General features: G+C 79.0%; 3 protein-coding genes. All 3 read right to left on the bottom strand.

Annotation, left to right across the window (positions count from 1 at the left end):
* Window positions 1-9: 9 nt before the first annotated feature.
* From HDA31_RS13315 to HDA31_RS13305, 3 genes are read right to left on the bottom strand one after another with little or no spacing between them, the layout of a single operon-like run.
* Window positions 10-423, bottom strand: a complete 414-nt coding sequence (locus HDA31_RS13315; protein WP_074479326.1) for a hypothetical protein — start codon at window positions 421-423, stop codon at window positions 10-12.
* 56 nt (window positions 424-479) lie between these two features.
* On the bottom strand, window positions 480-11528 hold the full coding sequence (locus tag HDA31_RS13310; protein ID WP_184871959.1) for a non-ribosomal peptide synthetase/type I polyketide synthase: 11049 nt from the start codon (window positions 11526-11528) through the stop codon (window positions 480-482).
* A complete protein-coding gene (locus tag HDA31_RS13305) occupies window positions 11525-12817 on the bottom strand; it encodes an MFS transporter (protein ID WP_178065309.1) in 1293 nt (430 codons plus the stop codon). The genes HDA31_RS13310 and HDA31_RS13305 overlap by 4 nt, the downstream gene beginning before the upstream one ends.
* Between the last annotated feature and the right edge of the window lie 47 nt (window positions 12818-12864).

Genomic DNA, 12864 nt, shown 5'->3' with positions numbered 1-12864 from the left:
GCGACGGGGTCAGTCGCGCAGCAGGTCGGCGTGGGCGGCGCGGAGCCGGGCCAGCGCCGGGTCGCCGCCGGGGGCGACCCGGCGGTCGAGCTCGGCCCAGACCTCGGCGAGCGCCTCGGTGACGGCGCGCAGCTCGGCGGCGTGCCGCCGGCTGCTCTGCCGGTGGGACTCCTCCAGGCGGCGGGCCCAGCCCGCCGTCACGGTGGCGAGCCGGTCGGCGTCGGCCCGCGCCTGGGCCGCGGTGCGGGCGGCCGAGGCGGGCACGATCGCGGCGATCGGGCGCGGGTCGCCGTCGCGGGTGACCAGGGTGACCGTGTCGGTCAGCTCGGCCATCGCGATGAGCTGGGTCAGCCGGGTGCGGGTCTCGCGCAGCGACAGGGCACGCGGCGGGGTGGGCTCGTGAGCCAGTGCGGGAGCAGCCATGACTCCATACTGCGACGGGGGTATGACAAGAACCGTCCACGGTGGCCGGTCCGGGGCTACCCGGCCGCCCGCACGAGGATGTCGACGTACCGGCGGCAGCGCTCGGCGACGGTCGACTCGTCGTACAGGTCCGTCGAGTACTCGACGACGCCGAGCAGGCCGTCGCCGGCGGGGGTGAGCATGATCGACCAGTCCCGCCGGGCGCAGTCCAACCCCTGGTCGGTGACCTCCGCCGCCAGCCCCGGCAGGCGCGCCGGCGGCATCCCCGGGTTCCAGGTGAACAGCGCCCCGGCGAACGGCGGCGGGTCCCCCATCCGCCAGCCGGGGTCCACCGCGGCGTAGAGGGCCGGCAGCGGGGCCGGCTGGTGCCGCACCGCGGCCAGGAACACCGCGTCGAACCGGGCGGCCAGGTCGGCCAGGGGCTCGTCGTCGCGCAGCCGCACCCGCAGCGGCAGGGTGCCGGTGAACAGGCCGACCACCGCCTCCAGCTCCCGGCGGTCCCGGTGCGCGTAGGGGCAGGCCAGCAGGACGTCGCGGGTGCCGGTCAGCGCGCCGACGAACCGGGCGTAGGCGGCCGCGAGCAGCGGGAACAGCGTCAGCCCCGCGCCGGCGGCGAGCCGGGTCAGCCGCCCGGTGAGCGCGGCCGGCAGCGTGAAGGCGTACTCCGCGCCGACGCCCGAGGGCACGGCCGGGCGGGGCCGGTCGGTGGGCAGCGCGACGGCCCGGGGCAGGTCGGCGAGCGTCTCCCGCCAGTGCCGCAGCGCCTCCGGCGGCACCTGCGCCGCGCGCTGCCGGCGCGCGTGCTCGACGTAGCGCAGGGCCGGGACGCGCGCGGGCGGCGCGCCCGCGTACGCCCGAGCCAGCTCGTCGAGGAGCTGGAGCATCGACCAGCCGTCCCCGCACAGGTGGTGCACGACCAGCGACAGCACCCAGCGGTCGGCGGCCAGCCGGGCGAGCCGGGCGCGCAGCCACGGCCCGTCGGCCGGGAACGGCTCCCGGCCGACCGCCACGCACCACGCCCGCACCGCGGCGGCGTCGGCGTCGGTGGCGGCGAGGTCGACCACGGGCACCGCCACCGGGCGGTGCGGCAGCACCTCCTGCACCGCCCCGCCGTCGCCGGCCACGACCCGGGTACGCAGCGCCTCGTGCCGGCCCACCAGGGCGTCGACCGCCGCGGTGAGGGCGGGGACGTCGAGCGGGCCGGTGAGGTCGACGCGTACGGCCATGTGCACGGCCGCCGGGTTCGGGGCCTGGCGCTGGCGGTGCCACATCAGCTCCTGCTGGTACGTCGCCGGCGCCCGGCCGGCCGGGTCGAGGGCCGCGGCCATCGCCCGCACCCCCGGGCTGCGCAGCACCCGGTCCACGCCGACGTCGACGCCGAGCGCCTCGCGCAGCCGGTTGGCCAGCCGCACCGCGCCCAGGGAGTCGCCCCCGGCGGCGAAGTACGAGACGTCCAGCGGCACCCGGGGCACGCCCAGCTCCGCGCACCACGCGTCGTGGACGAGCCGCTCCACGCCCGGCCGTGGCTCCTCGCCGGCGGGCGGCGCGGCGGGCGCGGGCAGCCGGGACACGTCGACCTTGCCGGTGTCGCCGACGGGCAGCGCGTCCAGCACCACCCAGGCGCGCGGCACCAGGTGCGCCGGCAGCCGCTCCCCCAGCTCGGCGGCCAGCCGGGCGGTGCGGGCGTCCGGCGGCGCGGCACCGCCGGCGGCACCGGTGTCGGCGTCAGCGGTGTCGGCGTCAGCGGTGTCGGCGTCGGGGCCGTCAGCGGTGTCGGGGACGACGTAGCCGACGAGGTACGGCTCGGCCCGGTCGTGCCGGGCGACGACGGCGGCCTGCCGTACCCCCGGCAGCAGGGCCAGCGCGGCGGCCGCCTCGCCCGGCTCCACCCGGTGCCCGGCGATCTTCACCTGGTCGTCGACCCGGCCGCGGAACTCGACCGTGCCGTCGCCGCGCAGCCGCACCAGGTCGCCGGTGCGGTACATCCGGGCCCCCGGCTCGGCGGCGTTCGGGTCCGGCAGGAACGCCGCCGCCGTCGCGCCGGGCCGCCCCAGGTAGCCGCGGGCGAGGCCGGTGCCGCCGACGTGCAGCTCGCCGACCGCGCCGGCCGGCACCGGCGTCCCGTCGCGGCCCAGCACGTAGAGGCGGCGGTGGTCCACGGGGCGGCCGATATCGATCGGGCCCGTCCCGGCGGGCGGCACCGGGCCGGCGGTGGTGACGATCGCGGCCTCGGTCGGGCCGTAGGCGTCGAGGACCTCCGCCGGGTACCCGGCCGGCGGGCGGCGGCGCAGCTGGCTGCCCCCGACCACCAGGACCCGGACGGCCGGGGCCGGCGGCACCGCGAACACCAGCTCCGCCAGGGGCGCCGGCAGGTAGGCGACCGTCACCCCGGCCCGCCGCCACCGGTCGACCAGCCGCGCCGGGTCCGCGCGCACCCGCGACGGCACGAGGTGCAGGGTCGCCCCGGCGGCCAGCGTCGGATGGATCTCGGCGAGGTTCGCGTCGAACCCGAGGCCGAGCGCGTGCGCCACGGTGTCCGCGCCGGTGAGGGCCAGGGCGCGGACGTGCCAGTCCACGACGTCCACGGCGGCCCGGTGCGGCACGCCCACCAGCCGGGGGCGGCCGGTGGAGCCGGAGGTGTGGACGCACCAGGCGAGGTGGCCGGGGCCGGCGGCGTCGACGGGGTCGGGCAGGCCGGGGTCGCCGGGCCGGTCCACCAGCATCCGCGCCACCCGGACGGCTCCGGAACCGGCGGCCCCCGGGGCGGATCCGCCGGCGCCGGAGCCGGTCTCCGCGAACGGGTCGGCGACGTCGGCGGCGGTCAGCAGCAGGCGGGCGTCGCTGTCGGCGAGCAGGTCGCGCAGCCGGGCCGCCGGCAGGTCCGGGTCCAGCGGCAGGAATGCCGCGCCGGCCAGCAGCGCGCCGAGCTGCGCCGCGACCAGCTCCGCCCGGCGCGGCAGCAGCACCGCCACCAGGTCGTCCGGGCCGACGCCGTGCGCCGCGACCCGGCGGGCCAGCGCCCGCGCCCGGTCCCGCAGTTCCCGGTACGTCCACCGCCGCTCCCCGTCGACCACGGCCACCGCGTCGGGGGTCCGGTCGGCCTGCCGGAGGAACAGGTCGTGCAACCGGTCGGCGGCCGGCGCGGGACGCGGGCCGACCGGCCGGGCGGCGGGGTCGTCGAACCGGGCGGCCAGCCGGGACAGGGGCTCGCCCGGCGCGCGGGTCAGCACGTCGAGCAGCCGGTGCAGGTGGTCGAGCAGCCGGTCCACGGTCGCCCGGTCGAGCACGTCGGTGCGGTACTCCACGTGGCAGCGCAGCGTCTCGCCGTGCGACAGGTAGACCATCAGGTCGACGGGGGCCTTGGCCAGGCCCAGCGGCAGCGGCTCGGCGGTGACGCCCGGCAGGTCGAAGGCGAACGCCCCGGGCCCGCTCTCGTACTCGACCACCACGTCGAACAGGGGGTGCCGGCCGGCCTCCCGGTGCGGGGCGACCGCCTCGACCAGCGCGTCGAACGGGACGCGGTCGTGCTCGTACCCGTCGGCGGCGGTGACCCGCACCCGGGCCAGCAGCTCGCGGAAGCTCGGGTCGCCGGTGAGGTCCAGCCGCAGCGGGAGGGTTCGCACGAAGAACCCGACGAGGCCGGCGGTCCGCTCGTCCCGGCCGCTCGTGCCGGTGCCGACCACCAGGTCGTCCTGGCCGGTGAACCGGGACAGCAGCACCCCGAACGCGCTCAGCAGGGTGGTGAACGGGGTGACCCCCTCGGCGCGGCTGAACCGCCGGACCCGCCGCGCCAGCTCGGCGGGCAGCTCGCGGAAGACGCTCTCCCCGGCCGCCGACGGCAGCGCCGGGCGGGCCAGGTCGGAGGGCAGGACGAGGGTGGGCGGGGCCGGGTCGAGCTGGCCCCGCCAGTAGGCCAGGTCCTTGTCGTCGGGCTCGCCGTCGCCGGCCGCCGCCAGCTCCGGGTAGGTCACCGGCAGCGGGGGCAGCTCCGCCGCGACGCCGGTCACCCGGGCCCGGTAGCGGGCCGACACCTCGTCGGTCAGCACGGCGTACGAGCCGCCGTCGGTGGCCAGGTGGTGGAAGGCCAGCACCAGCACGTGCCGGGTGGCGGAGAAGCGCAGCAGCGTGAAGGCGAACACCGGCCCGGCGGCCAGGTCGAACACCCGGCGGCTCTCGGCGGCCAGCGCGGCGCGGACCGCCTCGTCCTCGGCCCCGCCGGTGTGCTCGCGCACCGGCAGCTCGACCGGCACCCGGTCGCGGACGACCTGCCGGGGCTCCCCGGCGACCTCCGCGTAGTGGGTGCGCAGCGGGGCGTGCCGGTCGACCACGTCGCGCAGCGCGCCCCGCAGCGCGGCGTGGTCGAGGGGGCCGACCAGCCGCACGGCCGCCGCCTCGTTGTAGGCGGGCGTGCCCGGGTGCAGCCGTTCCATCAGCCACAGCCGGCGCTGCGCCGACGACAGCGGCGCGGTCCGCCCGCCGGGGTGCGGCGGGTCGCCGACGGGTCGGCGCGGGGTGGCCCGGCGCAGCGCGTCGAGCACCGGCAGGCCGGCGCGGACGGCGTCGGCGGGCAGTCCGAAGTCGACGAAGCAGGCGATCTCGTCGGCCCCCGCGGCGAGCACCGCCTCCACCACGGACCGGCAGCTCTGCGGCGAGCCGATGAGGGCCCGCTGCGCGCAGTACCGCTCGTACGCCCGCCCCAGCACGAACCGCACGTCCTCGTCGGGGGTGCCGGCCAGGTCGATGTTCATGCCGAGGCTGTTGACCACCTGGCCGAGCAGGCTGAACGACGAGCGCAGGTACGCGCAGAACGGCTCGAACGCCTCGGCGCGGGCCCGGTCGGCGTCCTCGCCGAGGTAGGTGTGCAGCAGCACCACCACCCGCCCGCCGGCCGGGTCGAGGCCGTGCTCGGCGCGGGTGCGCCGGTAGAGCGCCACGTTCTCGGCGAGGCCCGCCACGTCCTGCGTCATCAGGTTGGTCACCACCCCGACGTCGCGGCGGGCGGCCTCCCGGTAGCTGTCGGGGTTGCCGACGATCGCCGTGAACACCGGCGGCTCGGGCTGCACCGGGCGGGGGAACAGACGCACGTCGAGTGCCTCGCCGCTGCCGGAGCGGGCCGGCACCGCGTCCCCGCGCCACAGCCGCCGGACGGTCTCCAGGTGCTCGTACATCACCTGCTTGTGCCGGCCGAAGTGCTCGGGGTGGAAGACGAAGTCGTTGGCGTGCCAGCCCGGCGCGCAGCCCAGCCCGATCCGGCCGCCGGAGAGGTTGTCCACCATGGACCACTCCTCGGCGACCCGGACGGGGTGGTGCAGCGGCAGCACGACCGAGCCGGCGTTGAGCCGTACCCGCCGGGTGCGGGTCGCGAGGGCGGCGGCGAGGACCGACGGGTTGGGGAAGAGGCCGCCGAAGGAGTGGAAGTGCCGCTCGGGCAGCCAGACGGCGTGGAAGCCGTGCGCGTCGGCGAACTCCGCCGCGTCGACGATGACGCCGTACTTGTCGTCGCGGTCCTGGTCGGGATAGTCGCCGAAGAAGTAGAGGCTGAAGTCGACGGTGTCCGGCCTCGTCGCCGCGCCGGCCGCCGGGCGCGGGTCCGCGCCGGCCGGCGCGGCAGCAGGCGCCGGCCCGGACACGGGGACCGGCACGGAAGCGGGGGCCGGGGGCGCAGGGGTGGGGGCGGGGGTTGGCGGGGCGTACGCGGGGGCCGGCGTGGGCGCGGGGCGCGGCGGGGCGGCGGGCTCCGGCGGGGCGGTGGGCGGGTCCGCCGGCAGGCCGGCGGCGACACCGAGCAGGGCGAGCTGCTGGCGCATCAGGTCGAGCTGCTGCCGGACGACGTCGACCAGCTCGCCCGGCACCGGCCGGCGGGCGTCCCCGGACGGTCCGCCGTCGGTGGCGGGTGGGGACGCCGCCGACGCCGTGGCGTCCGGACCGGTCGGCGGCGCGGCGGCGGTGATCGCCGTGGCGAGCCGGCGCGGCGTGTCGACGGTGGTGAACAGGTCCCGCACCGGCACCCGGACGGCGAAGTCGCGCTCGATCTCCCGGGACATGGTGATCAGCAGGAGCGAGTCCGCGCCCAGGGCGAAGAAGCCGGCGTCCGGATCGACCTCGGCGGCGGCCAGGCCGAGTCGCTCGGCGGTCAGCGCCCGGACCCGCTCCAGCACCGCGTCCGCCCCGCCCGCCGTCCCCGCCGGGGACGCCGCCGGCACCGCGTCCGCCCGCCTGTCACCGGCGGGAGCAGGAGACACGGCGGGGGCCGGGGACACGACGGGAGCCGGGGACACGACGGGAGCCGATGCGGCTGCGGGCTCCGGGGTCGCCCAGAAGGGGCGGCGCTGGAAGGGATAGCTGGGCAGCGTCACCCGGCGTCCGCCGTGCCCGTCCACGAGCGCCGCCCAGTCCACCGGCGTGCCCGCGACGTGCAGCTCTGCCACCGCCCGCCACAGCCCCGCCACCGGGTCGAGCCCCCGCCGCTGCGACGGCACCCACCGCGGCCCCGCGCCGGTCGCCCCGGGGGCGGCTCCGGTCGTGCCCGCGAGGGCGGTGAGCAGGCCGCCCGCGCCCGCCTCGACCACCGTCGCGACCGCCTCGGCGGACAGGGTGGACACCGCGTCGTGCCAGCGCACCGGCTCGCGGGCGTGCCGGCACAGGTGCTCGGCGTCGGGCCGCCAGCCGGGCGGGCGGACCCGGCCGTCGAGGGCGTTGACCAGCGGCAGCCGGGTCGGCCGGAACTCGACCGTGGCGGCCAGCTCGCGCAGCGGGCCCAGCACCGGCGCGACCGCCGCCGAGTGGAACGCCCGGTCGACGGGGAGCCGCCGGGTCGCCACCCCGAGCCGGGCGGCCCGGTCGGCGACGGCGGCGACGGCGTCGGGTGGGCCGGCGAGGACGTGCTGCGTCGGCCCGTTGACCGCCGCCAGCTCCAGCGGCGACCCGGCGGCCAGCGCGTCCACGGTCGGCCGGTCGGCCAGCACCGCCAGCATCGCGCCGGGCGGCAGGTGGTCGGCCATCAGGCGGCCCCGGTGGGCGGCGAGCCGCACGGCGTCGGCGAGGGGCAGCGCGCCCGCGACGACCAGGGCGGTGTACTCGCCGACGCTGTGGCCGAGGACGTGGCCCACGGACAGGCCCCACGAGCGCCACAGCCGGGCCAGTGCCACCCCGGCGACGACCAGCGCCGGCTGGGCGACGTCGGTGGGCCGGGCGACGGCCGGCCGGTCCGCGCGCAGCCGGGCGACGAGGTCGCCGCCGACGGCCTCCCGGTACGCGGCGGCGGCCTCGTCGAGCACCACCCGGACGACCGGGAACCGGGCGGCCAGCGGGAGCAGCGCGTCGCCGACGTCGCCCTGGCCGGGGAAGGCGAGGGCGACCGGCCCGCCGGCGTCCCCACCGGCCTCGCCCGTCAGCACGTCGGCCGGCAGTCCGGCGGCGTGCCGGTCGAGGGCCTCGGCGAGGGCGGCGGTCGACCCACCGAGGGCGACGAGCCGGTGGCCCAGGTGCCGGCGGCCGGTGCCGGCGGTGCGCACCACGTCGGCCAGGGCCAGGTCGGGGTCGGCGCGCAGCCGGTCCCGGTGCCGCAGGGCGAGCGCGGCCAGCGCGGCGGGGTCGGCGGCGGAGATCGGCAGCAGCCCGGGAACCACGTCGGGCGGGTCGGCGGCGCGCGGCGGCGGGGCCGGCGGCTGCTCGACGACGACGTGGGCGTTGGTGCCGCCGACGCCGAGGGCGCTGACGGCGGCGCGCCGGGGCGCCCCGGTCGCCGGCCAGTCGGCGGCGACGGTGGTCACCGTGAACGGCCCGTCGGCCAGACGCAGCGCGGGGTTCGGCCGGGCGAAGTTGATCTGCGGCGGCACCCGGCCGGAGCGGACGGCGAGCACGGCCTTGATCAGCCCGGCCATGCCGGCGCAGCTGTCCAGGTGGCCGATGTTGGCCTTCACCGAGCCGAGGAACGCCCGCGCGGGCGCGTACGCCTCGGCGAGCGCGTGGTGCTCGACCGGGTCGCCGAGGGCGGTGCCGGTGCCGTGCGCCTCGACGTACCCGATGGAGGCGGCCGGCACCCCGGCGTCGCGCAACGCCCGCCGGACCACGTCGACCTGCCCCGCCACCCCGGGCGCGGTCCACCCGACCTTGCCCGACCCGTCGTTGTTGACGGCCGAGCCGAGCAGCACCGCGTGGATGCGGTCGCCGTCGGCGAGCGCCCGGTCCAGCGGCTTGAGCACCACCGCGGCGACCCCGTTGCCGCCGACCGTGCCGTCGGCGTCGGCGTCGAAGGGCCGGCACCGGCCGGATGCCGACAGGATCGACCCGGGGGTGTGCCGGTAGCCGGTGACCTGCGGGACGTGCACCGCCACCGCGCCCGCGACGGCGACGTCGGCGTCCCCGGCGAGCAGGGCGCGGGCGGCCAGGTGCACCGCGACGAGCGAGGTGGAGCAGGCGGTCTGCACGGTCACGGCGGGTCCGGTCAGCCCCAGCCGGTACGCGACCCGGGTGGCCAGGAAGTCGGGCTGGTTGCCCAACGCCGCGCCGATGGCGGTGGCCGGGTCGGCGGAGGCGACGGCCTGCGGGAGCTGGTGGCGCAGGTAGGTGTGGTGCGGGTACAGGTTCATGCCGCCGCCGGCGAAGACGCCGATCCGCCGGCCGCCGGCCTCGCCGGGGCAGCCGGCGTCCTCCAGGGCGTGCTGGCAGGTCTCCAGGAACAGCCGGTGCTGCGGGTCCAGCAGCTCGGCCTCGCGGGGGCTGACGCCGAAGAATGCGGCGTCGAAGCCGGCGACGTCGTCCAGCACGCCGCTGGCCGCGACGTATCCCGGGTCCGCCGCGAGGTGCTCGGGCACCCCGGCGGCGGCCAGCTCCGCCGGGGTGAACGCGCGGACGCTCTCCACCCCCGCCAGCAGCGCCGCCCAGAACTCGTCGACGTCCGCCGCGCCGGGGAAGCGGGCGGCCATCCCGACGACGGCGACCCGCCGGTCCGCCGGCCGCGCCGCCGCCTCTCCCCCGGCGGGGGCCGGGCCGGCGGCGGCGAGGTGCGCGGCGAGGGCGTCGACGGTCGGGTGGGCGAACAGCGCGGGCTGCGGCACCGAGCGGCCCAGCGCCTCCTCCAGCCTGGCCCGCAGCGCGACGATCTCGACGGAGCCGACGCCCAGCTCGTAGAAGGGTCGGTCCGTCTCGGCCGGGCGGCCGAGGACGTCGGCGAGCGCGGCGCGGACGACGGCGCGGACCGCCGGCCGGCCGGGGGCCACCAAGCCCTCCTCCCCCGCCGGGGCCGCCCCGGGCCCGCCGGCGGCGGCGTCGCCCGGCCGGCCCGTCGGCGGCGGGAAGCCGTCGGCGAGGAACCGGCGGCGCAGCTCCGCGCGCCGGATCTTGCCCCCGGTGGTACGGGGGAAGTCGGCCTCGCCGAGGATCACCACCCGCCGTGGGGCGAGCTGCCAGCGCCGGGCCACCGCCGTCGACACCGCCCCGGCCACCCGTTCCGCCGCCGACCCGGTCGTGGCGTGCGGATCAGCGGGAGCGGCGGCGTGGCCCCCCTCGGCGTCGGTGACGGCGAACACCACGAGCGCCTCGGTGCCGGTGCGGGCGTCGGGCACCCCGACGGCGGCGACGAGCCCGGCGCGCACCCCCGCGACCGCGCCGACGACGCGCTCGATCTCGTGGCAGGGGATGTTCTGCCCGTTGAGGATGAGCAGGTCCTTGGCGCGGCCGGTGACGGTCAGCGCCCCGTCGCGCAGGTAGCCCAGGTCCCCGGTGTCCAGCCAGTCCCCGTCGGGGAACGCGGCGCGGGTGGCCTCGGGGTCGCCGAGGTAGCCGGGGGTGACGCGGGCCGAGCGCACCTGCACCCGGCCGACCCGCCCCTCGGGCTGCACCGCGCCGTCGGCGTCGACGATCCGCAGGGTCGCCCCGGGCGCGGGCCGCCCGACGGAGAGCAGCTCGGTGACGTCCTCCCTCGCGCCGGTGGCGTCCTCGACCCACTCCACGTCGCCGTCCAGGCTGGCGGTGCGGACCACCTGCCGGCAGCCCGGCTCGGTGAACGACCCGAAGGTGATCCCCGTCGACGTCTCCGACATCCCCCACGCCGGGGTCATCGCCGCCGCCGGCACCCCGGTCGCGGCGACGAACGCGCGGAAGGTCTCCGGCAGGCACTGCTCGCCGCCGCTGACCATGCGCCGCACCCCGCCCAGCTCCCAGCGCCGGCCGCCCGGGTCGCGGCCGACCGCGTCGGCCACCAGCCCCAGGCCGAAGTTCGGCGACCAGCCGTGGGTGACCCCGTGGCGGGCCATGAGGTCGAGCCAGCGCGTCGGGTCCGCCAGCACCAGCCCGGTGGCGACGTGCACGGAGGACGCGCCGAGGAACACCCCGCCAAGGTGGTAGAGGAGCAGGCCGGCGACGTGGTCCAGGGGCAGCCAGTTGAGCAGCACGTCGCCGGGGCGCACGTCGAGCAGCACGCGGGCGCCGACGGCGTACTCGGACAGGCCCCGGTGGGTCAGCGGGATGATCTTCGGGGTGCCGGTGCTGCCCGACGAGAGTTGCAGCACCGCCACCTCGTCGGGGCCGGGCTCCACGTCGGCGTCGGCCGACGCCCCCGCCGGGTCCGCTGCCGCCCGCCCCGCCGCAGGACCCGCCGGGCCGGCCGCCGCCAGCTCCGCGACGTCGACCACCCGGTCGGCCAGCGGCAGCCCGGCCAGCCCCGCCGCGTCCGCCGCCCCGGCGAGCACGACCGGGGCGTCGAGGGCCCGCCAGGCGTGCAGCAGCGCGGCGACGGCGGGGCTGTCCGCGTCGTAGCCGGCCGGCGCGCCGACGGTCAACGGCACGACGCCGCCGAGCGCGCAGCCCCAGAACGCCGGCCAGTAGTCCACGCCGGAGTCGACCCGCAGGATCGCCGCCGAGCCGGGGGCCACCCCGCGGGCCCGCAGGCCGGCCCGTACGGCGCGGGCGCGGGTGAGCAGCGTCGCGTGGTCGAGCAGGGTGTCGGTGCCGTCCTCGGCCACGACGCGGATGCCGGCGTCGGGGAAGTCCCGCGCCGCGCGCCGCAGCGCCGCGCCCAGCGTCCGGGGGTGTTCCGGGTCGGCGGGCAACTCGCCGCCGCGGCTGACGGCGGGGCGGCGGGCCGGCGGGCTGGCGGTCGTCACGGCGTCACCTCGGCGGTTCGGGGGGTCGGGGGGTCGTCGTGCCGGTCGGCCCGGGCCGGTGGGTCACGCCGGCCCGGGGGCCGCACCGTCTGGGCGAGCAGGAACGCGAGGGCCACGGCGCAGGCGATCCCGTGGGCGACGGCGACGACCGGGAACGGGGCCACCCGGTCGAGCGCGACGGCGCAGCCGATCATGCCGAGGCCGAAGCCGGCGTTCTGCGCCGCGCTGGCGAACCCGAACAGCCGGGCCCGCCGGGACTCGTCGACGCCCTGGAGCCGCGTGGTGTAGCTGATCTCGGCGTAGCCGTCGGCCGCCCCCGCCGCGAGGGTCAGCGGGATCAGCAGCCACAGGGGCGGATCGGTGAAGGCGAGCACGAAGAACAGCGACATGAGGCAGGTGGCCACGCCGAAGGCGCGCGGCGAGCCCACCCCACCGGTGCGGGCGGCCAGCCGGGCGCACCACCGGCCGGCGGCGAGGCTGCCCACCGCCCACGAGGTCAGGAACACGGCGGCGTACGCGGCCGGCGATTCGGGGCTGACCAGGCTGGCCTGCACCGGGATACCGACGTTGTGGGCCGCCGAGCCGAACGCGTCGGCGGCGCGTACCCCGATCATCGCCGCGACGACCGGCGCGACCGCCCGCAGCACCCCGACGCCCGCCCAGGCCCGGGGCCCGGTGGGCCCGGCGGCCTCCGGCGCGGCGGCGACCGGCCGGCGGGCCGGCACCCGGGCCAGCAGCCCCGCGGAGAGGGCGTAGGTGCCGGCGTCGAGCAGGAACGCCACCTCGTAGCCGAGCCAGGCGACCAGGACGCCCGCCGAGGCGAAGCCGAGCAGCATCGCCACCGACCGGGCCGCGACGAGCCGGGCGTTCGCGCGGGCCCGCCGCGCCGGCCCGGCCAGGTCGGGCAACTCGCTGCGCAGCGCGACCCCCCACAGGGTCTGCCCGCAGCCGAGCACGACCGCGAGCAGGTAGACCGCCACGGGACGCGCCCCGTCGGGGGCGGCCACCAGCAGCGCCAGGGTCGCCGCCGAGAGCAGGTCCGCGCCGATCATCAGGCGGGTGCGGCGGTGCCGGCCGGCGAGCAGCCCGCTGACCGGCCCCATGAGGAAACCGGCGGCCAGCCGGACGGCCATGAACAGGCCGGTCTGCGCGGCGGAGCCGGTGAGCTCCAGGGTGAACAGGCCCAGCGCCACCAGGTTCAGGTAGCTGCCGTAGGTGGAGACCGCGTGCGCGGCCACCACCAGCCGCAGGTCACGCGCGGCGCGCCCCGCGTCGGCCACCTTCGCCACTGAGTGTCCCCGTCACTGTCGTCGCCCCGGTTCCGACGATCTTGCCG

The sequence above is a fragment of the Micromonospora carbonacea genome, assembly GCF_014205165.1.
In the GTDB taxonomy this organism is placed as follows: Bacteria; Actinomycetota; Actinomycetes; order Mycobacteriales; family Micromonosporaceae; genus Micromonospora; species Micromonospora carbonacea.
Note: the sequence above shows the minus strand (reverse complement) of the source record. Positions and strands in the feature narration are given on the sequence as shown.

Coding starts and splice junctions, on each gene's coding strand:
- HDA31_RS13315 (WP_074479326.1), bottom strand. CDS start 423: ATGGCTGCTCCCGCACTGGCTCACGAGCCCACCCCGCCGCGTGCCCTG.